At 72.1% G+C, this 26,549-nt stretch carries 21 protein-coding genes, 2 tRNA genes and 1 pseudogene; 15 read left to right on the top strand and 9 right to left on the bottom strand.

Annotated elements, in window-relative coordinates:
• Positions 1-75: 75 nt before the first annotated feature.
• Entirely contained in the window at positions 76-1,713 is a 1,638-nt protein-coding gene (locus C8250_RS33495; RefSeq protein ID WP_138355749.1) for an ABC-F family ATP-binding cassette domain-containing protein, read from the bottom strand.
• A gap of 17 nt (positions 1,714-1,730) precedes the next feature.
• Between C8250_RS33495 and ddaH the strand changes: the two genes are divergently transcribed.
• From ddaH to C8250_RS33450, 9 genes are all read left to right on the top strand, one after another.
• Complete coding sequence (ddaH, locus tag C8250_RS33490; protein ID WP_138355748.1) at positions 1,731-2,513, top strand: dimethylargininase; 783 nt, start codon at positions 1,731-1,733, stop codon at positions 2,511-2,513.
• A gap of 128 nt (positions 2,514-2,641) precedes the next feature.
• Entirely contained in the window at positions 2,642-3,610 is a 969-nt protein-coding gene (locus C8250_RS33485; RefSeq protein ID WP_138355747.1) for an acyl-ACP desaturase, read from the top strand.
• A 206-nt stretch (positions 3,611-3,816) separates the two neighbouring features.
• On the top strand, positions 3,817-4,695 hold the full coding sequence (locus C8250_RS33480; protein ID WP_138355746.1) for a TIGR03084 family metal-binding protein: 879 nt from the start codon (positions 3,817-3,819) through the stop codon (positions 4,693-4,695).
• Complete coding sequence (locus C8250_RS33475; protein WP_138355745.1) at positions 4,692-6,281, top strand: carboxyl transferase domain-containing protein; 1,590 nt, start codon at positions 4,692-4,694, stop codon at positions 6,279-6,281. The genes C8250_RS33480 and C8250_RS33475 overlap by 4 nt, the downstream gene beginning before the upstream one ends.
• Positions 6,282-6,310: 29 nt before the next feature.
• Positions 6,311-8,230, top strand: a complete 1,920-nt coding sequence (locus C8250_RS33470) for a biotin carboxylase N-terminal domain-containing protein (RefSeq protein WP_138355744.1) — start codon at positions 6,311-6,313, stop codon at positions 8,228-8,230.
• Positions 8,227-9,411, top strand: coding sequence for an acyl-CoA dehydrogenase family protein (locus C8250_RS33465; RefSeq protein ID WP_138355743.1), 1,185 nt, complete (start codon positions 8,227-8,229; stop codon positions 9,409-9,411). Before C8250_RS33470 ends, C8250_RS33465 begins: the two co-directional genes overlap by 4 nt.
• 113 nt (positions 9,412-9,524) lie before the next feature.
• Positions 9,525-10,262, top strand: coding sequence for an enoyl-CoA hydratase family protein (locus C8250_RS33460; RefSeq protein ID WP_138355742.1), 738 nt, complete (start codon positions 9,525-9,527; stop codon positions 10,260-10,262).
• On the top strand, positions 10,250-10,882 hold the full coding sequence (locus C8250_RS33455; protein WP_138355741.1) for a TetR/AcrR family transcriptional regulator: 633 nt from the start codon (positions 10,250-10,252) through the stop codon (positions 10,880-10,882). Before C8250_RS33460 ends, C8250_RS33455 begins: the two co-directional genes overlap by 13 nt.
• A 176-nt stretch (positions 10,883-11,058) precedes the next feature.
• Positions 11,059-11,448, top strand: coding sequence for an MmcQ/YjbR family DNA-binding protein (locus tag C8250_RS33450; RefSeq protein ID WP_138355740.1), 390 nt, complete (start codon positions 11,059-11,061; stop codon positions 11,446-11,448).
• Here the strand turns inward: C8250_RS33450 and C8250_RS33445 are convergent.
• From C8250_RS33445 to C8250_RS33435, 3 genes are all read right to left on the bottom strand, one after another.
• Complete coding sequence (locus C8250_RS33445) at positions 11,417-12,220, bottom strand: N-formylglutamate amidohydrolase (RefSeq protein WP_138355739.1); 804 nt, start codon at positions 12,218-12,220, stop codon at positions 11,417-11,419. The two genes, C8250_RS33450 and C8250_RS33445, sit on opposite strands and share 32 nt — an antisense overlap.
• Before the next feature lie 135 nt (positions 12,221-12,355).
• Positions 12,356-12,429: transfer RNA gene (locus C8250_RS33440), tRNA-Met, on the bottom strand.
• Positions 12,430-12,521: 92 nt separating this feature from the next.
• Positions 12,522-13,190 (bottom strand): nitroreductase family protein, encoded by a 669-nt coding sequence (locus tag C8250_RS33435; RefSeq protein WP_138355738.1) that lies wholly within the window; start codon positions 13,188-13,190, stop codon positions 12,522-12,524.
• Positions 13,191-13,548: 358 nt separating this feature from the next.
• Here C8250_RS33435 and C8250_RS33430 point away from each other — a divergent pair, with 358 nt between their 5' ends.
• The 5 genes from C8250_RS33430 to C8250_RS33410 all read left to right on the top strand — a co-directional run bounded on the left by C8250_RS33430 (position 13,549) and on the right by C8250_RS33410 (position 19,126).
• Entirely contained in the window at positions 13,549-15,198 is a 1,650-nt protein-coding gene (locus tag C8250_RS33430) for an ABC-F family ATP-binding cassette domain-containing protein (RefSeq protein WP_138355737.1), read from the top strand.
• Between the two features lie 42 nt (positions 15,199-15,240).
• On the top strand, positions 15,241-16,182 hold the full coding sequence (locus C8250_RS33425) for a pseudouridine-5'-phosphate glycosidase (RefSeq protein WP_187145069.1): 942 nt from the start codon (positions 15,241-15,243) through the stop codon (positions 16,180-16,182).
• A complete protein-coding gene (locus C8250_RS33420; protein ID WP_138355736.1) occupies positions 16,179-17,084 on the top strand; it encodes a PfkB family carbohydrate kinase in 906 nt (301 codons plus the stop codon). The genes C8250_RS33425 and C8250_RS33420 overlap by 4 nt, the downstream gene beginning before the upstream one ends.
• A gap of 119 nt (positions 17,085-17,203) precedes the next feature.
• On the top strand, positions 17,204-18,169 hold the full coding sequence (locus C8250_RS33415; RefSeq protein ID WP_138355735.1) for an aldo/keto reductase: 966 nt from the start codon (positions 17,204-17,206) through the stop codon (positions 18,167-18,169).
• Between the two features lie 165 nt (positions 18,170-18,334).
• Positions 18,335-19,126, top strand: coding sequence for a VOC family protein (locus C8250_RS33410; protein ID WP_138355734.1), 792 nt, complete (start codon positions 18,335-18,337; stop codon positions 19,124-19,126).
• A 36-nt stretch (positions 19,127-19,162) separates the two neighbouring features.
• Here C8250_RS33410 and C8250_RS33405 read toward each other — a convergent pair whose 3' ends face one another.
• On the bottom strand, positions 19,163-22,567 hold the full coding sequence (locus C8250_RS33405) for a hypothetical protein (RefSeq protein WP_138355733.1): 3,405 nt from the start codon (positions 22,565-22,567) through the stop codon (positions 19,163-19,165).
• Positions 22,568-22,722: 155 nt separating this feature from the next.
• Positions 22,723-22,807 (bottom strand) — tRNA-Leu (locus C8250_RS33400).
• A gap of 172 nt (positions 22,808-22,979) precedes the next feature.
• On the opposite strand from C8250_RS33400, the gene C8250_RS33395 reads away from it, so the two are divergent.
• Positions 22,980-24,305 carry a DUF2254 domain-containing protein gene (locus C8250_RS33395; protein WP_138355732.1) on the top strand — a complete coding sequence of 442 codons (1,326 nt, stop codon included), beginning with the start codon at positions 22,980-22,982 and terminating at the stop codon, positions 24,303-24,305.
• Between the two features lie 51 nt (positions 24,306-24,356).
• On the opposite strand, the gene C8250_RS33390 is transcribed toward C8250_RS33395, so the two are convergent.
• The 3 genes and pseudogenes from C8250_RS33390 to C8250_RS33380 all read right to left on the bottom strand — a co-directional run.
• Positions 24,357-25,895 carry an aldehyde dehydrogenase family protein gene (locus tag C8250_RS33390; RefSeq protein ID WP_138355731.1) on the bottom strand — a complete coding sequence of 513 codons (1,539 nt, stop codon included), beginning with the start codon at positions 25,893-25,895 and terminating at the stop codon, positions 24,357-24,359.
• Positions 25,895-26,326: a carbonic anhydrase gene (locus C8250_RS33385; RefSeq protein ID WP_138355730.1), complete on the bottom strand. Its 432-nt coding sequence runs from the start codon at positions 26,324-26,326 to the stop codon at positions 25,895-25,897. Before C8250_RS33385 ends, C8250_RS33390 begins: the two co-directional genes overlap by 1 nt.
• A pseudogene (locus C8250_RS33380) lies at positions 26,323-26,547 on the bottom strand (succinate--CoA ligase subunit alpha); the annotation flags it as partial. The pseudogene C8250_RS33380 and the gene C8250_RS33385, both read right to left, overlap by 4 nt.
• Positions 26,548-26,549: the final 2 nt, after the last annotated feature.

Below are 26,549 nucleotides of genomic sequence, written 5' to 3'. Positions count from 1 at the left end.
GAACGGTCACGGGTTGGACGTGGCCCACGGCATTCCGGTTCCGCGCGGCGGACCCCGCGCGGAACCCCGCCCGGATCAGGCTTCGGAGACCCGGCCGTCCGCGACCTCGATGCGCCGCGTGGTGCTCACCGCGTCCAGCATCCGCCGGTCGTGCGTGACCAGCAGCAGCGTGCCGTTGTACGAGGCGAGCGCCGACTCCAGCTGCTCGATCGCGGGCAGGTCCAGGTGGTTGGTCGGCTCGTCGAGGACCAGCAGATTGACGCCGCGGGCCTGCAGCAGGGCCAGCGCGGCACGGGTCCGCTCCCCCGGCGACAGCGTCGCCGCGGGGCGCAGCACGTGCGCGGCCTTGAGGCCGAACTTGGCGAGCAGCGTCCGCACGTCGGCGGGCTCCAGGTCGGGGACCGACAGCGAGAACGCGTCCATCAGCGGTTCGTCGCCGAAGAACAGTCCGCGGGCCTGGTCCACCTCGCCCACGACGACGCCCGGGCCGAGTGCCGCGTTGCCGGCGTCCAGCGGGAGCCGGCCGAGCAGCGCGGCAAGCAGCGTGGACTTGCCGGAGCCGTTGGCGCCGGTGATCGCGACCCGGTCCGCCCAGTCGATCTGCAGGTCCACCGGGCCGAACGTGAAGTCCCCGCGGCGGACCTCGGCTCCGCGCAGCGTCGCCACCACGGCCCCGGACCGGGGCGCCGCGGCGATCTCCATCTTGAGCTCCCACTCCTTGCGGGGCTCTTCGACGACGTCGAGGCGTTCGATCATGCGCTGCGTCTGGCGGGCCTTCGCGGCCTGCTTCTCGGACGCCTCGCTGCGGAACTTGCGGCCGATCTTGTCGTTGTCCGTCGCCTTGCGGCGGGCGTTCTTGACACCCTGGTCCATCCACGAGCGCTGCATCTGTCCGCGCGCTTCGAGGGAGGACTTCTTGTCGGCGAACTCGTCGTACTCCTCGCGGGCGTGCCGGCGGGCGACCTCGCGCTCCTCCAGGTACGCCTCGTAGCCGCCGCCGTAGATGTTCACCTGCTGCTGGGCGAGGTCGAGTTCGACGACCTTGGTGACGGTGCGGCTGAGGAACTCGCGGTCATGGCTGACGACGACGGTGCCGGCGCGGAGCCCCTTGACGAACTTCTCCAGCCGGTCGAGGCCGTCGAGGTCCAGGTCGTTGGTGGGCTCGTCGAGCAGGAACACGTCGTAGCGGCTGAGGAGCAGCGAGGCGAGGCCGGCGCGGGCGGCCTGGCCGCCGGAGAGCGAGGTCATCTGCTGGTCGAGGCCGATGGCCAGCCCCAGCGAGGCGGCGACCTCCTCGGAGCGCTCCTCCAGGTCCGCGCCGCCGAGGTCGAGCCAGCGCTCCAGGCCGGTGGAGTACGCGTCGTCGGCGCCGGGAGCCTCGTCGACGAGGGCCTGGGTGGCGGCGTCGAGCGCGCTCTGCGCGGCGGCGACGCCGGTACGGCGGGCGAGGAAGTCCCGTACGGTCTCCCCGGGACGCCGCTCGGGCTCCTGCGGCAGATGGCCGACGGCGGCGCTGGGCGGGCTCAGCCGCAGCACACCCTGCTCGGGGGTGTCGAGCCCGGCGAGCAGCCGCAGCAGCGTCGACTTGCCGGCGCCGTTGGCACCGACCAGGCCGATCACATCGCCGGGGGCGACGACGAGTTCGAGGCCGGAGAACAGGACTCGGTCCCCGTGTCCTGCGGCAAGATCCTTGGCAACAAGAGTGGCACTCATCAGGGAGCAGATCCTATATGCCCAGCAAGAAGGCGATCGTCCGCCGTCCCGGTCCGCGCCTGGCCGAGGGCCTGGTCACGCACATCGAGCGCTCGCCCGTCGATCCCGCCCTCGCGCTGCGGCAGTGGGAGCGCTACACCGCCGTCCTGGCCGAGCACGGCTGGGAGACCACTGAGGCCGCCCCGGCGGACGACTGCCCGGACGGGGTGTTCGTCGAGGACACCATGGTCGTGTTCCGGGACGTGGCGCTGATCTCGCGCCCCGGCGCCCCCACACGGCGCCCGGAGACGGCCGGCGCCGAGGAGGCCGCGGTCGCGCTCGGCTGCTCGGTGCGGCGGATCCAGGAGCCCGGGACGCTGGAGGGCGGCGACGTCCTGAAGGTCGGGGACACCATCTACGTCGGCCAGGGCGGGCGCACCAACGCGGAGGGCCTGCGGCAGCTGCGTGCGGCCTTCGAGCCGCTGGGCGCGCGGGTGGTCGGCGTCCCGGTGAAGAAGGTGCTGCACCTGAAATCGGCGGTGACGGCCCTGCCGGACGGAACGATCATCGGATATCCGCCACTGGTCGACGATCCGGCCATCTTTACGCACTTCCGACCGATGCCGGAGGAGGGTGGGTCACACGTGGTGCTCCTCGGCGGAAATGTGCTGCTCATGGCCGCGAGCGCTCCCCGGAGCGCGGAGCTGCTGAGCGGCCTGGGATACCGGCCGGTGCTGGTCGACATCAGCGAATTCGAGAAGCTGGAGGGCTGCGTCACGTGCTTGTCCGTGCGGCTGCGCGAGCTGTCCGCGCGGAGCTAGTCATTCCGTATCTGTCGGTAGTCGTTCCATACACCCAGCGGGGCGACGGTTGCCTTTTCGGCGACTCATAACCTACGGTAGCGTAACTTACGTCCCCGTAGGTGCCTTGCCAGCCATCAGGAGCCACCGTGACCATCACCGAATCCCACCGTCCCGGATCGGACACATGGAGTGACGCGCGGCTGCTGTACGCCCTGGAAGAGGTCGTCGAGACCGAGCTCAACCGTCACCTCGCCGTAGCCAAGGAATGGATGCCGCACGAGTACGTGCCGTGGAGCGACGGCCGTAACTTCGACGGGATCATGGGCGGCGAGGCCTGGGCCCCCGAGCAGTCCAAGGTCACCGACATCGGCCGGATCGCGCTCGTCGTGAACCTGCTCACCGAGGACAACCTCCCGAGCTACCACCACGAGATCGCCTCGCTCTTCGGCCGCGACGGCGCCTGGGGCACCTGGGTGCACCGCTGGACCGCGGAAGAGGGCCGGCACGGCATCGTCATGCGTGACTACCTGCTGACCAGCCGTGCCGTGGACCCGGTCGAGCTGGAGCGCTTCCGCATGATGCACATGTCGGAGGGCTTCGAGTCCGACAACCGGCACAGCATGCTGCACTCGGTGGCCTACGTGGCCTTCCAGGAGCTGGCCACCCGCGTCTCGCACCGCAACACCGGACACCAGTCGGGGGACCCGGTCTGCGACCGGATGCTGGCCCGGATCGCGACCGACGAGAACCTGCACATGGTCTTCTACCGCAACCTGCTCGCGGCGGCACTGCAGCTCGCTCCCGACCTGACGATGCAGGCCATCCGCGATGTCGTCGTGCAGTTCCGGATGCCCGGTCACGGCATGCCCGGCTTCGAGCGGGCGGCGGCCCGGATGGCCATCGGCGGCATCTACAACCTGCGCATCCACCACGACGACGTGCTGCAGCCGGTGCTGCGCCACCTCAAGGTCCTCGAGGTCAGCGGCCTGAGCCCGGACGGACTGCGGGCACAGGAAGAGCTCGGCATGTTCATGGGCGGCCTCAACGACCAGGCCGTGAAGTTCGACGAGCGCAAGCTCGCGCTCGATGCGCGACGGGCGGCCCGCGCCTCCTGACGCCCGGCCGAGCGGCCACCCCTCTCGGATCAGCGCGCGAACGCGACACTGCTCGCACCGCCCATCGCCCCTGCGCACCAGCGCGGGGGCGATGGGCGGTTTTCGTGTGCGGCCAGAAAATCATGCATGCACGCTTGATTGTTCTTGGCGGCACTGCCAGTCTCTGACCCACAACGTTGCTGACCGGGTGTCAACAAGGGGTGGTCATGGCCGATCCACTGTCCGTGCTCGTCGACCTGCGGGCCGAGAGCGAAGACCTCGACCGGCTGGTGGCGCCGCTCCCGGCGGACCGCTGGGCGGCGCCCACCCCCGCCGAGGGCTGGACGATCGCCCACCAGATCGCCCACCTCGCCTGGACCGACGGCGTCGCCCTGATCTCGGTGACCGACCCCGAGGCGTTCGCCCGGGAGACCGAGCGGGCCGCCGCGACGTTCGAGACGTTCGTCGACGACGAGGCCCGCAAGGGCGCGTCGCTGCCGCCGGCCGAGCTGCTGAACCGCTGGCGCACGGGCCGCCAGGCCCTCCTCGACGCCCTGGCCGCTCAGCCGCCCGGCACGCGTTTCCCCTGGTACGGGCCCCCGATGAGCGCCGCCTCGATGGCCACCGGGCGGCTGATGGAGACCTGGGCGCACGGCCAGGACGTCGCCGACGCCCTGGACGCCCGGCGCGAGCCGACCGGGCGGCTGCGGCACGTGGCCCGGATCGGTGTGCGGGCCCGCGACTACGCGTACTTCGTACGGGGACTGAAGCCGCCCGCCGAGGAGTTCCGGGTCGAACTGACGGCGCCCGACGGCGAGCTGTGGACGTACGGGCCCGAGGACGCCGAGCAGCGGGTGACGGGTCCCATGATCGACTTCTGTCTGCTGGCCACCCAGCGCAGGCACCGCGACGACCTGGCCGTACGCGCCGAGGGGGAGGACGCGGACCGCTGGCTGGAGATCGCACAGGCCTTCGCGGGACCGGCAGGACCGGGTCGCGAACCGCAGTCCCCGACCCGGCCGAGGCCGGTGGACCCTCCTCGATCCGTGAATGCGCCGGAGTCGGCGGACGCCGCATCCGCGCAAGAGGACGGGGCCGGCGCATGACTCTCCTGGACACCGCGGACGAGGAGTACACGGCCAACCGCGCGACCATGCTCGCCCGGCTCGCGGAGGTCGACGCCGCGCACACCGCCGCGATCGACGGCGGCGGAGCGAAGTACGTGGAGCGGCACCGCAAGCGCGGCAAGCTGCTCGCCCGCGAGCGCATCGAGCTGCTGCTCGACCCGGACACCCCGTTCCTCGAACTCTCACCGCTCGCCGCCTGGGGCAGCGACTACCCGGTGGGCGCTTCGCTGGTCACGGGCATCGGCGTCGTGGAGGGCGTCGAGTGTCTGATCACCGCCAGCGACCCGACCGTGCGCGGCGGCGCCAGCAACCCGTGGACGCTGAAGAAGGCGCTGCGCGCCAACGAGATCGCCTTCGCCAACCGGCTGCCGGTGATCAGCCTCGTCGAGTCCGGCGGCGCCGATCTCCCCAGCCAGAAGGAGATCTTCATACCCGGCGGCGCGCTGTTCCGGGACCTGACGCGGCTGTCGGCCGCCGGGATCCCCACCATCGCCGTCGTCTTCGGCAACTCGACCGCGGGCGGGGCGTACATCCCCGGCATGTCCGACCACGTGATCATGGTCAAGGACCGGTCGAAGGTCTTCCTCGGTGGACCGCCGCTGGTCAAGATGGCGACCGGCGAGGAGAGCGACGACGAGTCGCTGGGCGGCGCCGACATGCACGCTCGGGTCTCCGGTCTCGCCGACTACTACGCCCTCGACGAGCCCGACGCCCTGCGGACCGCCCGCCGCGTCGTCTCCCGCCTCAACTGGCGCAAGCAGGGCCCGGCCCCGCGGGCGTCCGTCGAACCGCCGCTGCACGATGAGGACGAGCTGCTCGGTATCGTCCCCGGCGATCTGCGGACGCCCTTCGACCCCCGCGAGGTGATCACCCGCGTCGTCGACGGCTCGCGGTTCGACGAGTTCAAGCCGCTGTACGGGCCGAGCCTGGCCACCGGCTGGGCCGAGGTGCACGGCTACCCCGTCGGGATCCTCGCCAACGCGCAGGGCGTGCTGTTCAGCGCCGAATCGCAGAAGGCCGCGCAGTTCATCCAGCTCGCCAACCAGCGGGACATCCCGCTGCTCTTCCTGCACAACACCACCGGCTACATGGTCGGCAAGGAGTACGAGCAGGCCGGGATCATCAAGCACGGCGCCATGATGATCAACGCGGTCGCCAACTCCAAGGTCCCGCATCTGTCGGTCCTGATGGGCGCGAGCTACGGCGCCGGCCACTACGGCATGTGCGGCCGGGCCTTCGACCCGCGCTTCCTCTTCGCCTGGCCCAGCGCCAAGTCCGCCGTGATGGGGCCCGCCCAGCTCGCCGGGGTGCTCTCGATCGTCGCCCGCCAGTCGGCGGCGGCGAAGGGACTGCCGTACGACGACGAGGCGGACGCCGCGCTGCGCGCCATGGTCGAGCAGCAGATCGAGTCCGAGTCGCTCCCGATGTTCCTGTCCGGACGGCTCTACGACGACGGCGTCATCGACCCGCGCGACACGCGGACCGTACTCGGCCTGTGCCTGTCAGCCCTGCACGGCGCGCCCGTCGAGGGCGCGCGTGGCGGCTTCGGCGTCTTCCGGATGTGAGGGCAGTGATGCCGGATGTGAGGGCAGTGATGATCGAGTCCGTTCTGGTGGCCAACCGCGGCGAAATCGCCCGGCGGGTCTTCCGCACCTGCCGTGACCTGGGGATCGCCACGGTCGCGGTGTACTCCGACGCGGACGCCGGCGCCCCGCACGTACGGGAGGCCGACACCGCCGTACGCCTGCCGGGGAACGCTCCCGCCGACACGTATCTGCGCGGCGATCTGATCGTCGCGGCCGCCAAGGCGGCGGGTGCGGACGCCGTCCACCCCGGATACGGCTTCCTCTCCGAGAACGCCGGCTTCGCCCAGGCCGTGCTCGACGCGGGGCTGGTCTGGATCGGCCCGTCCCCCGGCGTGATCGAGTCCATGGGGTCCAAGACCCGCGCCAAGAGCATCATGTCGGCGGCCTCCGTTCCGGTGCTGACCGGTCTCCGGCCGGAGTCGATCGGTCCGGACGACCTCCCGGTGTTGGTGAAGGCGGCGGCCGGCGGCGGCGGGCGCGGCATGCGGATCGTGCGGGATCTCGCGCTGCTGGACGAGGAGTTGGCCGCGGCGCGTGCCGAGGCGGCCTCGGCCTTCGGCGACGGTGAGGTCTTCGTCGAGCCGTTCGTGGAGACGGGCCGGCATATCGAGGTGCAGGTCCTCGCGGACACCCATGGAACGGTGTGGACGCTCGGCGAACGGGACTGTTCGGTGCAGCGCCGGCACCAGAAGGTGATCGAGGAGACCCCGGCGCCGGGCATCGGCGACGAGTTGCGCCGTACGCTGCACGACGCCGCCTCCGCGGCCGCCCGCGCGATCGGCTACACCGGTGCCGGCACCGTCGAGTTCCTGGTGACGCCGGGCGGCCGTCCGTTCTTCCTGGAGGTGAACACCCGCCTCCAGGTCGAACACCCGGTCACCGAATGTGTGACTGGACTCGACCTCGTACAGCTCCAGCTGCGGATAGCCGAGGGCGCCGCGCTGCCGGCGGAGCCGCCCGCGCCGCAGGGCCACGCGATCGAGGCCCGGCTGTACGCCGAGGACCCGGCACGCGGCTGGCAGCCGCAGTCCGGCGTCCTGCACCGGATGGAGCTGCCCGAACTGCCCGAACTGCGGCTCGACTCAGGGGTGGTGAGCGGCGACACCATCGGCGTGCACTACGACCCGATGCTCGCCAAGGTCATCGCCTGGGCCGACACCCGGGACGAGGCCGTACGGCTGCTCGCCCGCGCCCTGGAACGTGCCCGGCTGCACGGCCCGGTCACCAACCGGGAGCTGCTGGTGCGCGTGCTGCGGCACCCGGAGTTCGCGGCGGGCCGGCACTCCACCGCGTTCCTGGAACAGCACAGCTCGGTACTGGCCGGCGACGGCGCGGACACCGGTCCCGTACGGCTGGCGGCGCTCGCCGCCGCGCTGTCCGACGCGTCGGGCCGCTCCGCGTTCGGCGGCTGGCGAAACGTCCCTTCCCAGCCGCAGACCAAGAACTACGCGACGGTGCCCGGCGCCGAGCCGTACGAGGTCCGGTACCGCCTCACCCGTTCCGGCCTGGACGCCCCGGACCATCCGGGGGTGCGGCTGCTGCACGCGGAACGCGGCCAGGTCGTCCTGGAGGCGGACGGGGTACGCCGCGCGTTCGACGTGGCGGTCTACGGCGACCGGGTCCATGTCGACTGCGCACTCGGCGCGTTCGCCTTCACCGCCCTACCGCGCTTCCCGGAACCGGTCAGCGGCACCGAGCCGGGCTCGCTGCTCGCTCCCATGCCCGGCACCGTCATCCGGATCGGTGAATTCGCCGTCGGCGACCACGTCGAAGCGGGCCGCCCGCTGCTCTGGCTCGAGGCGATGAAGATGGAGCACCGGATCACCGCTCCCGCCTCGGGAACGCTCACCGCACTGAACGCCGAGGTCGGCCGTCAGGTCGACGTCGGCGCCGTACTCGCCGTCGTCAAGGAGGAAGCACGCCCATGACCACCAGCCAAGGCACCTTCGACAGCGCACTCCTGGAAAGCGACGAGCGGCGCGCCCTGCGTGCCGCCGTCGGGGATCTCGGCCGGCGCTACGGCCGCGACTACTTCACCGCGGCCGTCCGCGCGGGGAAGCAGACCGACGAGCTGTGGCGGGAGGCAGGCGCGCTCGGCTATCTCGGGGTGAACCTCCCCGAGGAGTACGGCGGAGGAGGCGGCGGCATGGCCGAACTCTCCATAGTGCTGGAGGAGTTGGGCGCGGCCGGCTGCCCACTGCTGCTGCTCATCGTCTCCCCCGCCATCTGCGGCACCGTCATCGCCCGCTTCGGCACCGAGGAACAGAAGCGCCGCTGGCTGCCGGGGCTGTCTGACGGGTCGCTGCGGATGGCCTTCGGGATCACCGAGCCCGAGGCCGGCTCCAACTCGCACCGCATCACCACCACCGCCCGCCGCGACGGCGACGACTGGCTGCTGACCGGGCGCAAGGTCTTCATCTCGGGTGTGGACATCGCGGACGCCACGCTCATCGTCGGCCGCACCGAGGACGCGCGCACCGGCAAGCTCAAGCCGTGTCTGTTCATCGTCGACCGGGAGACACCGGGGTTCGAATACCGGCAGATAGAGATGGAACTGGGCGCTCCCGAGAAGCAGTTCCAGCTCTTCCTCGACGATGTGCGGCTGCCGGCCGACGCCCTGGTCGGCGACGAGGACGCCGGGCTGCTGCAGCTGTTCGCGGGCCTCAACCCGGAGCGGATCATGACCGCCGCGTTCTCGCTGGGCATGGGCCGGTTCGCTCTGGACAAGGCCGTCGAGTACGCCCGCACCCGCCAGGTGTGGCAGTCCCCCATCGGCGCCCACCAGGCGATAGCCCACCCGCTCGCGGTCGCCCACATCGAGCTGGAACTCGCCCGGCTGATGATGCAGAAGGCCGCCTACCTCTATGACGCGGGCGACGACATGGGGGCGGGCGAGGCCGCCAACATGGCGAAGTACGCGGCCGCCGAGGCCGGGGCCAAGGCCGTCGACCAAGCCGTGCACACACTCGGCGGCAACGGGCTCACCACCGAGTACGGGCTGGCCGCCCTGCTCACCGCGTCCCGCGTGGGCCGGATCGCTCCGGTCAGCCGTGAGATGATCCTCAACTTCGTCTCGCACCACACCCTGGGCCTGCCCAAGTCATACTGATATCCACCCATTCACGGTGATGCACACCGAGTCCGGGGCCCCGAGTCCTTCTGGGCCCGACGAGTCCCGCCGGGCCCGCCGCGGCCTGCCGATCCGCATGGAGGAGACCGATCGTGTCCGACGCGCCCTTCGTACGCCGCGACCACCAGCGCGGTATCGCCCTGCTCACCCTGGACTCGCCGCACAACCGCAACGCCCTGTCGGCCCGCCTGGTCACCGAGCTGCGCGAAGGGCTCGACGAGGCGGTCAAGGACCCCGGCGTCCGCGCGATCCTGCTCACCCACACCGGGAGCACGTTCTGCGCGGGCGCCGACCTCAAGGATCCGGCCGCCGGAGGGCCGCTCGGCCTGGCGGAGCTGCTGCGGAGCATCGTCGAGTCGCCCAAGCCCGTGGTCGCCGAGGTCACCGGCCACGCACGGGCCGGCGGTCTCGGGCTGCTCGCGGCGTGCGACATATCGGTGGCCGGCGAGGGAGCGAGCTTCGCCTTCACCGAGGCGCGGCTAGGCCTGGCCCCGGCCGTCATCTCGCTCACCGTCCTGCCGCGCACCGACCCGCGCGCGGCCGCCCGCTACTACCTGACGGGCGAGGTCTTCGACGCGGCGGAGGCCGTCCGGATCGGCCTGGTGAGCGCGACCGCCGACGCGCTGGACGGCATCCTGGACGGTCTGCGGGCCGCCTCGCCGCAGGGTCTCGCCGAGTCCAAACGGCTCACCACCGCAGAGGTGCTGCGTACCTTCGACCGGGACACGGCGGCACTGGCCGAACAGTCCGCCCGGCTCTTCGCCTCGCCCGAGGCGGCGGAGGGGATACGGTCCTTCGCCGAACGCCGGAGTCCGTCATGGGCGTGGTGACCACCCGGGCCCCCAAGCAGGACCGCAGCCGCGCCACCCGGCGGAAGCTGCTGGAGGCGGCCGTCTCCTGTCTGGCGGAACGCGGCTGGAGCGGCAGCACGGTCGCCGCCGTGGCCGAACGCGCCGGGGTCACCCGGGGCGCGGCCCAGCACCACTTCCCGACCCGGGAGGACCTCTTCACCGCCGCGATCGAGCATGTCGCGGAGGAGTGGCTGGACGCCGTCCGGGAACGGGCCCGCGCACTGCCCCGTGACGGTGAGTCCCGTACCCGCGCCGTCGTCGACATGCTCGTCGGCGTCTACACCGGCCCGCTCTTCCGCGCCGCCCTCCACCTGTGGGTCGCGGCCGCGGACGAGGAACAGCTGCGGCCCCGGGTCAACGCCCTGGAGGCCCGGATAGGCCGCGAGGCACACCGTCTCGCGGTGGAGTTCCTGGACGCCGACGAATCCGTCGAGGGCGTCCGGGAATCCGTCCAGGCCACCCTGGACATGGCCCGCGGCCTCGGGCTGGCCAACCTGCTCAGTGACGACTCGGCTCGCCGCGCGGGCATCGTCCGGCAGTGGTCACGCATCCTGGACACCGTCATCCACACCCGCCCGGAGCAGCCGCCGGGGTCGTGACACCGCTGCCGCCGGCGTACCGGCCCTGGCCTACCGGCCCTGGCCTACCGGCTCCGGCGTACCGGCTCCGGCGGGTGATCACGGGCGTGGGCGTGCACGGCAGGCGGGCTGTCGGACCCCGGCCCTACCATCGATCACAGACAGCCACGGTCCGCCGCCGAGCTCCTGGAGTCGCCATGCCCCGCCGCGCCCACGATCCGCTCGCCGTCCGCGGGAAGGTCCGCGCGTTCGCCCTGCGGCTGCCGGAGGCGGTCGAGGAGTTCCCCTGGGGCGAGTCCGTCATCAAGGTCAACAAGAAGGTCTTCATCTTCCTCGGTGTCGAGGACGGCAGCTATCCGCCGGCCATCACCGTGAAGCTCAAGGACGAGGACGTGCACGCCCACGCGATGACCGCTCCCGGCGCCGAACCGGCCGGCTACGGCCTGGGCAAGGCGGGCTGGGTCCGGATCCCGCTCGACGAGGGCGTCCCGTCCGCGGAGCTGTTGTCGGACTGGACGGAGGAGAGCTATCGCGTGATCGCCCCCAAGCGGCTCGTCAAGGAGCTGGACGGGCCGCCGGCTCCGTGACGGCGTCGACGAGCGCGGTCAGTGCCCGCACCACGGCGGACAGACCACCGGTGGGCGCTCCGCCCGGCTCGCTCATATAGAGGTCCCGGCGGATCTCGATCATGAGCGCGGACACCTCGGTGCGGTGGCCGTAGTGCTTGAGCGGGACGTAGCAGCCCGCGAACGGGGTGTTGAGGCCGAGCTCACCGCACTCCGCGAAGGCCCGGCGGGCGGCGTCGAGCAGCCAGCGCGGGGTGTGGTGCTCGTCGGTGCCCAGACAGATCGCGGGGCGGGCGCCGGCCGCGTGCAGTTCGTAGGGCAGCGGCCGGGACGGGTACGAGTGCACATCGATGATGACGGCGCGGCCGGTGGCGGCGAGGCGGGCGTCGATCAGCTCGGTGAAGGCTGCCGCGTAGGGGTCGAAGTGCTCGGCGAGCAGCTCCCGTTCGTGGTCGGGGTCGTCGTCGCGCAGCCGCCCGCGGTGCGAGGTGCCGGTGTAGACCGCGCCCATGCCCACGGCCCGCATCTCCTCCCGCTCGTCGGGGAATCGCTCCGGGTCGACGACGAGGCGCGAGAGCAGATTGGCGTGCGTCCAGGGCGTGACGGCGGCACCGTCCGCCGCCCGGCCGGCGATGAGATCGGTATGGGCGTCCGTCATGTGGTCCAGCTCCCGCGACAGCACGGCGTCGTCCAGCAGAACGCTCCTCCGGGCGGCGGGAGTCAGCGTCCGTGAACTGTGCGGGACATGGAGGACGACGGGCGATCGGTCGGCACCGGATCTCTGCTCATACATCGGTCCGGTATATCCCAACGGATCTTCCCGATCACCTCATTTGCGCCGCAGCAGACGGGCGCCGGCGGCCGGGCCGGAACCGGCACATGACAAAGCAGCAGGCCCGGTGCTTGCGCACCGGGCCTGCTGTGTAAGTAGCGGGGACAGGATTTGAACCTGCGACCTCTGGGTTATGAGCCCAGCGAGCTACCGAGCTGCTCCACCCCGCGTCGGTGAACCCAACCCTACGCGGTGGGGGACGCAGGACCAAATCATTATCCGCGCGGCGCTCCCCGGGAGCCGGTACAGCCGGCCTGACCGGTCAGAGCCGGACCACGACCTGGTCGAGGTCCTTGCGGTGGATGTCCGGGACCCGGGCGCCCTCCGCCGGGTAGCCGACCGGGATGACGTACGAGGCGCGCTCCTCGGGAGGGCGGTCGCAGACGTCGTTCAGGAAGCGCATCGGGCTCGGTGTGTGGGTGAGGGTGGCCAGGCCCGCCTGGTGGAGCGAGGCCAGCAGCAGGCCGACGGCGATCCCCACCGACTCCTTGGTGTAGTAGGGCCGGGGCGATTCCGGGCCCTTGTGGACCTCGAAGACGACGATGACGGCCGGGGCGTCCTCGAGGAACGGCTTGTGCCAGTCGGTGCCGATCGGGGCGAGCGCCGCCAGCCACTCCTCGGAGGCCCGGCGCTCGTAGAACTCGCGCTCCTCGGCCTCCGCCGCCTCGCGCAGGGCACGTTTGCGCTCCGGGTCGGTGAGGACGACGAACCGCCAGGGCTGCACGTTCGCCCCGCTCGGGGCGGTGGCCGCGGTGCGGATCGCCCATTCGACGACGCCCTGCGGGATCGGCCGGGAGGAGAAGTCCCGCACGGTCCGTCGGCTCGCCATGACCTCGTGGAAGGTGCGGCTGCGCGCCTCCGCCTCGTGGGCGGGGACCGTGTGGGGGTGGAGCGGCACCGTGGGATATGCGGAGTCGTCAACCATGGGCATCACCTCAGCACATCGCGCGCCGTCACGGAAGAAGGCACCCCGGCCACACGACCCCCGGCCACGGGACCCACCGGCCGCCCGGCCGGCAGTCAGAAAAGGCGTTGCACGCCCACCGACCCCCGGCGTAACGTCTTTCTCGGCCCTGTTGTCGTCGATTGGAGAAGGCCGTTGCGCGTCTGAGGTCATGAGACACCGTGCCCGTGGGGATTCCCGCGTGCCCGAGTGCGACCTCGGCAGTGACCCGCCTTCCGTTCCGCCAGGGCGTCATCACCCACTCCATCTCCCCCTCAGGGGTTGAGCCGCGTCGCGTTCCGGTGTCTCCACAGTTGCCCTCTCATCCAGCAACCAGGAGGCCCTCATGGCATTCACCCCCCTTTCCATCACCTGCTCCCGCCTCTCCTTCTCCTGGCCGGACGGCACCCCCGTGCTCGACGAGTTCGACTTCGCCGCCGGCCCCGGCCGCACCGGCCTGATCGGACTCAACGGCTCGGGGAAGTCGACGCTGCTCCGGCTCATCGCCGGTGAACTACGCCCGGCCGGGGGAACGGTGAAGGTCTCCGGCGAGATCGGCTACCTGCCGCAGAACGTCTCGCTCGACACGTCCGTCAGGGTCGACACCGCGCTCGGCATCGACGTGGCCCGCGCCGCCCTGCACGCGATCGAGGGCGGCGACGCGAGCGAGGAGCACTTCGCCGCGGTCGGCGACGACTGGGACGTGGAGGAGCGCGCCCGCGCCACCCTCGACCAGCTCGGCCTCGGCCACATCACCCTCGACCGCACCATCGGCGAGGTGTCGGGCGGGGAGTCGGTGCTGCTGCGGCTGGCCGCGCTGCTGCTGCGCCGGCCGGACGTCCTGCTGCTCGACGAGCCGACCAACAATCTGGACCTGGACGCCCGGCGCCGCCTCCATGAGGCCGTCGCGTCCTGGTCCGGGCTGCTGCTCGTGGTCAGCCACGACCGGGAGCTGCTGGAGCTGGTCGACCGGATCGCCGATCTGCGCGGCGGCGAGACGCACTGGTACGGCGGGAACTTCTCGGCGTACGAGGAGGCGCTCGCCGTCGAGCAGGAGGCCGCGGAACGGATGGTGCGGGCGGCCGGGACCGATCTGCGCCGGCAGAAGCGCGACCTGGCCGAGGCCCGGGTCAAGCTGGCCCACCGGGTCCGCTACGGCCAGAAGATGTCCGACCAGAAGCGCGAGCCGAAGATCGTGATGAACCAGCGCAAGCGCGATGCCCAGGTCTCTGCCGGCAAGCACCGCATCCTGCACACCGAGAAGCTGGAGGAGGCCAAGGAGCGCTTCGACGAGGCCGTCGAGGCGGTCAGGGACGACGACGAGATCCGCATCGACCTGCCGCACACCACCGTCCCCGCCGGCCGGACCGTACTGACCCTGCGCGGGCTGCAGGTCCGCTACGGCGCCCGCGCCGACCTGGACGTGCACGGCCCGGAACGGATCGCGCTCCTGGGCCGCAACGGGGCGGGCAAGTCCACTCTGCTGCGGACGATCGCCGGGCAGCTGGAGCCGGTGGCGGGCGAGGCGGTGGCGCACGTGCCGATGCGGTACCTGCCGCAGCGGCTCGACCTCCTCGACGACGAGCTGACGGTCGCGGGCAATGTCGCCCGCTTCGCGCCCGGCGCGACCGACAACCAGATCAGGGCGCGGCTGGCCCGTTTCCTCTTCCGGGGCGGGCGCGCGGACCAGCCGGTCGGCACCCTCTCGGGCGGTGAACGGTTCCGCGCGTCACTCGCCGCGCTGATGCTCGCCGATCCCGCTCCGCAGCTGCTGATGCTCGACGAGCCGACGAACAATCTGGACCTGGCCAGCGTGCGCCGGCTCACGGCGGCCCTGGCCTCGTACCGGGGAGCGCTGATCGTGGCCGGACACGATCTTCCGTTCCTGCACGGCATCGGCATCACACGCTGGGTGCGGCTCGACGGCGAGCTGACGGGCATCGATCCGCCCACCGCCGGCGGCGAGCCGGAAAGGGAGCTGTGGAGGGAGGTGTGAGCTGGAGGTTTGGGAACGCCGGCGGTCCGACAGGAATGAGAGATGGACCCTCGTACAGTCGTTCCCTCCTCGCTGTCCCTTGCGCTCTCCGACGAAGTGCGGGACGCCCTCGACCGGCGCACGCCGGTGGTGGCCCTCGAATCGACGATCATCGCCCACGGTCTCCCCCGGCCCCGCAACCTCCGGGTGGCCGTGGAACTGGAGGACATCGTCCGTGCCGCGGGCGCCGTCCCGGCGACCGTCGCCGTGCTCGACGGGACGGCGCACATCGGGCTCGGCAAGGATCAGCTGGAGCGGGTCGCGAGCGACCAGGGCCTGCGCAAACTCGGCTTCCGGGACCTCGCGCCGGCGCTCGCCACCGGTGCCGGCGGCGCGACGACGGTCTCCGGCACGGCGTTCCTGGCCGCCCGTGCCGGGATCCGGGTCTTCGCCACCGGCGGTCTCGGTGGGGTGCACCGCGACTGGGTCAGCCATCAGGACGAGTCCGCGGACCTCAGGCTGCTCGCCCGTACCCGCATCACGGTCGTCTGCGCGGGCGTGAAGTCGATACTGGACGTGCCGGCCACCCTGCAGCGGCTGGAGACGCTGGGCGTCGGCGTCCTCGGCTTCCGTACCGCTACCTTCCCCGGCTTCTACCTGACGAGTTCCGGTGAGCCACTGGACTGGACGCTGCAGGAACCGTCCGAGGTCGCCGCCGTGATGCGCGCCCAGGACGCGCTGGGCGGTCCTGGCGCCGCGCTGATCGTGGCCAATCGCGTCCCCGAGGCGGAGCAGCTCGATCCCGCGCTGCACGACCGGGTCCTGGTCGACGCCCATGAGGCGGCTCGCGCGGCGGGGGTCACCGGGCAGGCCATCACGCCGTTTCTGCTCGCGTACTTCGCCGAACACACCGGCGGCGCCTCCCTGGAGGCGAATCTGGCGGCGGTGCGGGGCAATGTCCGGCTCGCCTCCGCGATCGCCGCGGACTGGTCGCGGCACATATGACGGCCGCCGAGGCCGGGACATCTCTGGTGGTCATCGGTGACGTCGTCACCGACATCGTGGCCCTGCACGACAAACCCCTCGCGCCCGACACCGACACCTCCGCCAGGATCGCGGTCCGACCCGGCGGGTCCGGCGCCAACACCGCTTCCTGGGCCGCCCGTTCCGGGGCCGACGTGCGGCTGCTGGCTCGCGCCGGGGCGGATTCCGCCGACTGGCACCGGGACGTACTGCGGCGCTGCGGGGTACAGCCCCATCTGCGCGTCGACCCGTCGCTGCCGACCGCCGTCGTGATCGCGCTGGTCGACGCGGCGGCGGAGCGCACCCTGGTCACCGACAGCGGCGCGAGCGTGCGGCTCGGCCCGGAGGACTGGGACGCGGCGCTGCTCGACGGCGCCGGCCGGCTGCACCTTTCCGGCTATCTGTTCTTCAACGGGCCGGGCCGGGAACTCACCGCGCTGGCCATGGCCGCGGCCCGCGCCCGGAACATCCCGGTGAGCGTGGACCCCGCCTCCACCGGTTTCATCCAGCAGCTCGGGGTCCGCCCTTTCCTGGACGCCATCGCGGGCGCCGACCTGCTGCTGCCGAATCTCGCGGAGGCCCGGTTGCTGACCGGTGACCCCGATCCGGTGCGCGCCGCCCAGCAGTTGAGCGCCGTCCATGGAGTGGCGGTGGTGAAACTCGGCGGCGCGGGTGCGCTGGTCGCCGAACGGGGAAAGGTCACCGCCCGCGTGCCCGGGGTCGCGGCCGACGCCGTCGACACCACGGGCGCCGGCGACGCCTTCGCCGGCGGCTTCCTGGCGGCCCGGCTCACCGGCGCCGACCTGGCTGAATCCGCAGCCGCGGGCTGCCGTACGGGCGCGGCGGCGGTCGCCGCAGTGGGCGGCCGGCCGGAATATCCATGAGACCGGGCGCACTGTCATACGGCAAGGTGATGATCGTCGCCGATCACGCAGCGGGTCGGTTCCGCGGTCCGTCGTCCCGCGACCGGCCGACTCCGCTGCCGTCCGAAGGAGCAGCACCCATGCGCACCACCACCCTCGGCACCAAGGGTCCCGAAGTCGGCGTCATAGGACTCGGCTGCATGGGCATGACCCATGCCTACGACCCGAGCGGCCGTGACGACACCGTGTCCGTCGACGTCATCCGGCGCGCCCTCGACCTGGGTGTGACGCTGATCGACACCGCAGACGCCTATGGCCCCTACACCAACGAGGAGTTGGTCGGCCGCGCGCTCGCGGGGCCCTACCGGGAGCGGGCCGTACTGGCCACCAAGGTGGGCCTGGTGCTGACCGGCTCGGACGAGGGACGGCCCGTCTACGGCCAGAACGGCCGCCCGGAGCACATCAAGGCGTCGATCGACGCGAGCCTGCGCCGGCTGGGCACCGACCACGTCGACCTCTACCAGCTGCACCGCATCGACGCCGAGGTCCCGGTCGAGGAGACCTGGGGCGCGCTCGCGGAGGTGGTGGCCGCGGGAAAGGCCCGCAGGATCGGCCTGTCCGAGGCCTCGGTCGAGGAGATCGGGCGGGCCCACGCCGTCCACCCGGTCGGCTCCGTCCAGTCCGAGCTGTCGCTGTGGACCCGTGACGCGCTGGCGGACGTCCTGCCGCACTGCGAACGCGAGGGCATCGCCTTCCTGCCGTTCTCCCCGCTGGGCCGCGGTTTCCTCGCCGGCCGCTTCAGCTCGTACGACGACCTGCCGGCCGACGACATGCGCCGCAACCTCCCCCGCTTCCAGCAGGAGGCGCTGCGCACCAATCTCGCCATGGTCGGCACGGTCCGCGCCATCGCCGGGCGCACCGGCTCCACCCCCGCCCAGGTCGCCCTCGCCTGGGTCCTCGCGCAGGGCCGCTACGTCGTCCCCATCCCCGGCACCAAGACCCCGAAGTACCTCACCGACAACGCGGGCGCCGCCGACCTCACCCTCTCCCCCGCCGACCTCGCCGAATTGGACGCCCTCCCGGCCGCCACGGGCACGCGGTACTGACCCGCGGCACCTTGCCGGGCCCGGAGCATCACCGGCGGCGGGAAAATCACCGAGCGGCCGCCGCGCGCCCGATGGCGGTATCGGCGGACCGCGAGGAAGGTGGTCAGCGGGGATACAGACCCGCCCGGGCGCCGCCCGCGGCGGACCACCGCTGGGAGACGTCAGATGTCCGAAGTCACCGCTCCGTACGAACCCGGAACACCGTGCTGGATCGACCTGATGGTCCCGGACCAGCAGGCAGCCCTGGACTTCTACCGGGACCTCTTCGGCTGGCAGGGCGAGGTCGGCGCCGAGGAGTTCGGCGGCTACTCGGTCTGCACGCTGAAGGGCAAGCCGGTCGCCGGGATCATGAAGGCGATGTCGATGGGCGACGAGCCCGCACCGCCACCCAACTGGACCAGCTACTTCTCCACCGCCGACGCCGACGCCACGCAGGCCGCGATCAGCGCGAACGGCGGCACGGTGATGGCCCCCGCCATGGACGTCGGCGACACCGGCCGGATGCTGGTCGCGGTGGACCCGCAGGGCGCGGTCTTCGGCGTCTGGCAGCCGAAGGAGTTCCCCGGCGCGCAGATCGTCAACGAACCCGGCGCCCTGGTCTGGAACCAGCTCGCCACCCCCGACCCGAAGGCCGCCGGCACCTTCTACGAGGCGGCGCTGGGACTGGTGGCCGGCCCCATGCCGGACATGCCGGAGTTCACCGGCTTCCAGGTCAAGGGCCGCACCATCGGCGGCATGCAGGGCATGGAGAACATGCCGGAAGGCGTCCCGCCGCACTGGCTGGTGAACTTCTCCGTGGACGACGTCGACAGCACGGTCGACGCCCTGGTCCGCGCCGGCGGCTCGGTGATGGCGCCCCCCTTCGACATGGACAAGGTCGGCCGGATGGCAGTCGTGCAAGACCCGCAGGGCGCCGCCTTCGCAGTGGTCGCCACCACGGCACCCGCACAGCCCTGATCAAGCCCCGGCCGGGCGCGTTCGTCGCGCCCGGCCCTATTCGGGTGCCGTCGCCAGCAGCAGCGCCTCGTCACGGACGTCCGGGTGCGGGTGGCGGCGCAGCAGCCGCAGCTGCTCGCGCCAGGACTCCGGCCACTGGGTGCGTCTGCCCCCCACCTCGGTGAGGGCGACGGCGAGCAGCCCCGCGAGACAACCGTCCTCCGTGGACAGCCGGCGGGCCGCGTGCAGCAGGCCGTCCGGGGTGCCCGGCTGCCCCGCGGTCTTCAGCCGTCCGCGCAGGATCTGGGCGGTCCGTACGGCGAGCGCGGGCCGGCCCTCGTTCAGCGGCACCAGCCGGACGAGGGCCGCCGTGAGCACCGCCGGTTCGGCGTCCAGATCCACGGCGCTCACCAGGATGTGGACCGCGTCGGGTACGAACGCGTCGAACCCGGCGAGGAGCTCGCCTGCCGCCTTGGCGACGGGCCGGGTGGCGCCCGCCGCCATCCGGGCGTGGACGGCGAGCTGTTCGACGAGGGCCCTCACCCGGCGCCGGGCCGGCCGGTCACGGTCGGGGGCGGCGTCCGGCTCGTCCGGCAGAGCCGCGGCGGCCACCAGCGACGTCAGAGCGCGGGCCAGCGGACCGCCCTGCTCCGAGCCGGCCGATTCGGAGATCGCCAGGACGACCAGCGCCCCGGCCGCCGCACTCCAGGTCTCCCGGTTGTCGAGGTCGGTGACAGCGGACACCAGGACCTCTGCCGCGTCGGGCGCCCAGGGGGCCCACCGCGGAAGTGCTCCGAACGCCCGCAGGGCGGTTTCCGGATCAGCGCTTTCGCACACGGCTGTGACAAGTCGCGCGTAGCGCCCGCGGTGCCGGTCCGCGATGTCGAGCGGCTGGGTGCGCAGCACGGCCTGCCGCACTTCCGGCCCTCCGGTCGCCGCCGCCTCCAGCAGTTCCCAGGCCGGTTCGCAGCCGAGCAGCCCCGTCGCGAAGGCCACGCACGCGGCCCGCACGTCATGGTGCTGCCCGGCCCGTCGGCAGGTGTCGGCGAGCAGGTCGGCCGCGGCCGCCAGGGGAAGCCGGGTGGCGGCCAGCCTGGCCGCCTCTTTGCGGCTCGTCACCTTCGTGGAGGCGGCGTCCTCGGGCAGCAGCACGGCGCGCAGGTGCGCGTGCAGCCGGGACGGCTCGACGTACAGCGTCGCGCGGGTCGCCGCGTAGGCGGCCACCCGGGCACGGTCGCCCCCGACGTGGGCAAGCAGCTCCGGCAGTGCCTCCCCCGGCCGGTCCGTCCACACCAGCGCGCCGAGCGCGGCTTCGGCGAGCGGAACGCTGGAGGACCCGGTGAAGCGACGGACCAGGCCGGCGCCGAGCTCCGGGATGACGGCGGCCTGGGCGATCGCCGCGGTGCGCTCGTGCATCGGCAGGGAGGCATCACCCGCTCGCCGGGCCAGCAGCCGCGCCGCGGCGGCCTGGTGGCGGGGCAGCCAACGATTCACCGAGCTGTCGATCCACGGCATCCATCGGGCACCCTCGACCAGGAAGCGCCCGTAGGGCGGAGTGTCGCCCAGGACGGCGTCGAGCAGATCGGTACGGTGCTCGGTCAGTACGGTGAGGACGGGCCCCAGCACAGCCGCCGACGGTTCGAGCGCGAGAATCACGGCCACCTCGTCGTCCCTGGCCGGCGAGCCCTCGAGCCAGTAACCGATGGCTTCCTGCACGGTCGCGTTGTCGCCGAACTGGATCGCCTGCCACAGCAGTTCGCGCAGCTGTGACATGGCGTGGGCGCGGCGGCCCAGCGAGCGGGTAAGGGCGAACGTCAGCGCGTGGTCCGCCTTCTCGGCGCCCGCCTCCAGCCACGGCCGCAGCGCCGCGAACACCTCCTGTTCCTGGCCACGGCGCAGCCCCTGGTCCAGTCGGCCCAGATCAACGCCACCGGTGTGCCCGTGGAGCCGTTCCAGAGTGCCCAGGGACCAGCCGACCAGCCGCCGCTCCCCGCTGACGGCATGTTCGCGCAGCAGACCGACGGCGAGCGTGCGCAGGGCGTGATGGGTGCGCCAGGACGAGTCGCGCGCCTCGATCGCGTCGGTGGCGATGCGCTCGAGGACGCTCGTGTTGTCGTCCGTGAAGAGGCGGGGATGCGTCTGGGCGAGCGCTTCGAGGGCGGCGGACCGTACCGGGTCCTGTTCGTTGCGCAGTCGTTCCAGGCTGCCCAGCAGTTCGGTGACACGCGCGGGCTCGCCGGAACGCGCCGCGTTGCGCACCAGCAGCGGCCAGGCCTGAGCCCGGCCCTCCGCCTCGGACCGGCGGGTCGCGGCGGTCAGTTCCGCGACCGCCTCCCCGACCGGCAGGTAGGAGACCGCGGTCAGCACCGTCGTCCAGAACTCGCCGCGCTCGCGCGCCTGAGCGGCCATCCGGCGCGCCTCGGACTCGCGGCGCGCCCGCGGAAGGACATCCAGCAGCACCGGGTTCAGGACCGCCCGGCTCATGTCCTGCCCGCTGGTCCAGGCATCGAACAGGGCGTTGCGGCGGGACGGCGGCTGCGCCTTGAGCAGCTTGGCGAGAGCCGCGTGGTCCTGGCTCATGGCCCGGCCGAGATCGGCCAGTTCGGGCGGGTCCAGGCGTACGAGGCGGTGCAGGGTGGAACGGTTCAGGCCCCGCCGCCGCAGCGCGTCGGCACGTTCGGGGGCCAGCAGGTACCGCAGGGTACGGCCGGGCGCCGCCGACACGAGATCGTCGATCCGGTCCAGGATCCGGGCCGGGGGCGGCCCGGGACACAGCCGCTCCAGCAGCTCGAGTACCCGTTCCGGCTCCGCCGTCACGGCCGCCGCCACACCCGCCACCCGCCCTTCCCACCAGGCGTCGCGCATCGTCTCCGGCAGCGCTTCGAGCTGGCGTCCCGCCTCGTCCAGCACCGCCACGGGGTGCCGCAGGCCCAGCAGCGTCCATCCCCTGACGGCGTGGGACAGTTCCGGCAGCAGCCGTACGACGGTCGGCGTACCGCAGCCGCCCAGCAGCCGGGCCGCCTCCTCGTCGCCCCAGCACGTCCGGTAGGGATCGATCAGCCGGTCGGCGAGCGCGGAGCGCCGCCCGCCGACGATCGCGCGAACCACCTGCCGGCGTACGGCGGCGGGAGCGTCGTCGAGCGCGTCGATGACTGCGTCATCAGGGATGTCTCCGCGCTGGACGGCCTTGACCGCGTACCCGCGCACCATCGCGTCCGGATCCGCGATCCTGTCCCGCAGATAACCGACGTCACGTCCGACGGCCGCCGCGGCGGCGGCCAGCCGCCGTTCGTAGGTGCCGCGGCCCGACAGCTCCCGCAGCAGCACAGCCAGATCACCGCGCGCGGCGGCGTCCCGTGCGCGCTGGGCGAGCACGCGCATGCGTGCCGGGTAGGGCAGCGGGTCCAGCGCCGTGAGCAGGGCGTCGGCGAGGGAACCGGAATCGTGCGGGGTACGGGCCATAACGGCGATTGTGCCGGGCCGGCCACCGCCCTGACCAGCGGATTTACCGGCGGCGAGCGACTCGTCGGGCGGCGGCTCGGGCCGACCCGAGCAAGCGCCACCAACGCAAACAGTGCCGACCGAAGATCGGTCGACACTGTGAGGACTCCAAAAAGTGTCCGAGGGGGGACTTGAACCCCCACGCCCGATAAAGGGCACTAGCACCTCAAGCTAGCGCGTCTGCCATTCCGCCACCCGGACAGGGTGTGTGCCGAGGTATCCCGCGGCGACATGGACAACGATACCAAGGAATCGGAGTGCTTCTCACCTGCATAAGACGCCGTCCTGGGCGCCGTGCCGGGGGCCGTGCGCGGGGGTGGGTGGGGTCCCGGGTTCGGGGGGTGGGAGGACGTAGGGTCCGGGTGTGAGCGATATGTCACCTACGGTTACGCACCGTGAGAGTCGCAGGCCACGGGCGCTGTCGCCGCTACGGGAGCATCTGCGGGACACGTTCTGGTTCGCGCCCGCCGTGGGGTTGGTCGGGGCGCTGGTGCTGGCGGGTGCGGTCGGGGAGCTGGACGCCTGGCTGATCGGGACGCTGCAGGACGAGGGCGACTACGAATCGGTCACGTCGTTGATCAAGATCGCGGAGGACGCGAAGTCGGTCGTGACGACGGTGGGCTCGGCGATGCTGACGTTCATCGGTGTCGTCTTCAGCATCTCGCTGGTCGCGCTGCAGATGGCGAGCAGCCAGTTCTCGCCGCGGGTGGTGCGGCTGTATGTGCGCAGCCGGATCACCAAGGGAACGTTCGCGGTCTTCCTCGCGACGTTCCTGTTCTCGCTGGCGGGCCAAGCGGCGTACGACGGGGAGAAGGATCCGAAGCTCGTCACCAGTGTGCCGGTGTTCACGCTGTTGACGGCGGTGCTGCTGGTGCTGATCAGCCTGGGGCTGTTCGTGGCGTATGTGAACGCCACGATCCGGCTGATGCGGGTCAGCTATGTGATCGACCGGATCACCCGGGAGTCGTTCCGGGTGCTGGGGGCGTATCCGCTGCGGTCCCCCGAGGGGGCGCTGCCGCTGCCGGCGGAGGTCTCGGTGATCACGCACCGGGGGCGGGCGGGAGTGCTGCGGGACGTGAACATCGCGCGGCTGTCGCGGATCGCGCGGCGGGGCGGGACGGTGCTGCGGCTGGTACCGCGGATCGGGGACTTCGTGGTGCCGGGGACGCCGCTGCTGACGGTGCACGGCCCGAGCGAGGGCAGGCTGCCGGTGCGGCTGCTGCGGTCCGCGGTGTCGGTGGGGGTGGAGCGAACGTTCCACCAGGATCTGGGGTTCGGGCTGCGGCAGCTGGCGGACATCGGGCTGCGGGCGCTGTCGTCGGCCATCAACGATCCGACGACGGCCGTGCAGTGTCTGGACCGGATCGTGCAGTTCCTGGCGGCGGTGGCGGACCGGCCGCTGGGCGCGGTGCACCACACCGACCGTTCGGGGACGGTCCGGCTGGTGCAGGACCTGCCGTCCTGGGGTGATCTGGTGGATCTGGGGTTCACCGAGATCCGGCTGTGCGCGACCACCAGCCCGCAGGTCACCCGGCGGCTGCTGGCCGGTCTCGACGATCTGCTGCTGCTCGCGCCGCCGGACCGGCGCAGGCCGCTGGAGCGGCATCGCGCGCTGGTGGAGCAGTCCGTGGAGCGTGAGGTGCCGGACGCCGCGGACCGTGAGTTCGCGCTGCTCGCCGACCACCAGGGCATCGGGTGACCTGCCCCGGTGGTGACGGCACTCGCCGTCACCACCGGGAACGGCCGGGGATCAGCTGGGCTGCAGCCGGTAGTCCGGGAAGTTGCCGGGCAGCCGCTCGTCGGCCGCCCCCTCGGTGACGGCGCGGACCAGCAGTTCGCCGCCGACGAAGGCACCGCGCCAGGAGGCGCCGAAGCCGCCGAAGAGCTCTTCGCGGTCACCGCGCGAACGCGGCTTGCTGTGACCGACCTTGAACGCCCTGATCTGCGGGGCGAGCCGGTCGAAGGCGCCCTGGTCGTCGGTGGCCAGGGTCGCCACGAGCGCGCCGTTGCTGGCGTTCATCGCGGCCAGCAGCTCGGCCTCGGTGTCGACCAGGACGAGGGTGTCGACCGGGCCGAACGGTTCCGCGTGGTGCAGCGGAGAGGTCGAGGGCGGGTTGAGCAGGGTGACCGGCGGCAGGTACGCGGAGGTGTCCTGACCGGGCAGGAAGCGGCCCTCGGCGAGGGAGCCGTGGTGCAGCGGGACCGCGCCGCGGCTGATGGCCTCGGAGACGAGGTCGCCGAGTTCCTTGGCCTTGGCCGCGTTGATCAGCGGCCCGAAGTCCAGCTCGGGCAGGTCGTCGTCGGGGTGCTCGACGGCCAGCGGGTGGCCGAAGGTGACGGCCTGGACGCCCGGCAGGTACGCGGTCAGGAACTGGTCGAACGTCTCGCGCTGCACGACGAACCGCGGGTAGGCGGTGCAGCGCTGCTTGGCGTAGTCGAAGGTCTTGCGGATGTGCCCGGTCAGGGTGGGCCAGTCGGTGTAGTTCCACACACCCCAGGCGTTGAGGCCCTCCTGCTCCAGGATGTGCCGCTTGCCGAGGTCGGCGACGGAGGCGGCGACCCGGCCGCCCGCGTCGCGGCCGCCGACGAAGGAGACACAGCCGATCTCCGGGGCCCTGACCAGCGCCTCGGACAGCTCGCCGCCACTGCCGCTGACCAGCGTGACGGGCAGGCCCTCGCGGGCGGCCAGCGCGGTGGCGAGGGTGAGACAGGCGAGACCACCGTCGGTGGGGGTCTTGGCGATGACGGCGTTGCCGGCCAGCGCCTGCACCAGCATCGCGTGGACCAGGACGCTCATCGGGTAGTTCCAGCTGGCGATGTTGCTGACCGGCCCGGGCAGCGGGGTCCGGCCCTCGACCATCCGGTCGATCTCGCCGACGTACCAGCGCACGCCGTCGATGGCCCGGTCCACGTCCGCCTGGGCGAGCCGCCAGGGCTTGCCGATCTCCCAGACGAGCAGCAGCGCGAGGAGTTCACGGTGCTCGGTGAGCGCGTCCAGGGTGGCGCTCACCCGCGCCTTGCGGTCGGCGAGCGGCACCTCCCGCCACGCCCGGTGCTGATCGAGCGACGCCCGTACCGCCAGATGGGCGCTGGCCGCGTCCAACCGGGGGAGGGCGGCGAGGGGAGAACCGTCGACGGGCGAGGTGGTCGGCAGCAGCCGGCCGTCCGCCTGCCAGCGGCCGTTCCAGTAGTTGAGTACGCGATCGTCGTGGAAGGCCTCCGGGGCGACCTCGACGCAACGCCGCCAGGCGTCGGACCAAGCCGTGCCGGGCTTGAGGATGAGGGTCATCAGTTCTCCGCTCGTTCGGGGCGGATCTCGCGCAGAGCACCACCGCGCGTGTAGACGAAGCCGCGCACCACATCGGTATGGGGCAGCTCTTGGTTGTCACGGAGCCGGATCAGACACGCCCGTAGATCATCGGCGGGATCACCGAGAGCCGCACAGTCCTCGTGGTGCGCCAGCAGGATTTCACTGGTCCCGCCTACAGTCTGGCTCAAGCGCAGCGAGTGGAGGGTGTCGTCATTGACGCATCCGCCCGCATTGCGGATGACATGGGCGTCGCCAGGCCGCAGTCCGAACATCGTCCCGACGCCCAGGCGGGCGTCCATGCACGCGACGATAGCGACCCGGGTTCTGGGAAGCTTCGACTTCGGGTCAAGTGGGGTGAGCGCCACACCGAGGGCGGCTCTGCGCGACAGCAGGCCGTCGATGCGGTTCATCCGAGCAGGCCGCGGACGAGCCGCGCCGTTTCCGACGGGGTCCTGCCGACCTGGACACCTGCGGCCTCCAGGGCCTCTTTCTTCGCCTGGGCGGTGCCCGACGAACCGGAGACGATGGCGCCGGCGTGGCCCATGGTCCTGCCCTCGGGCGCCGTGAAGCCGGCGACGTAGCCGCCGACCGGCTTCGTCACGTGCGCCTTGATGTACTCGGCGGCGCGCTCCC

The sequence above is a fragment of the Streptomyces sp. So13.3 genome, from assembly GCF_005860785.2.
GTDB classification, from domain to species: Bacteria; Actinomycetota; Actinomycetes; order Streptomycetales; family Streptomycetaceae; genus Actinacidiphila; species Actinacidiphila fildesensis.
This window is presented reverse-complemented; position numbering and strand designations above follow the sequence as displayed.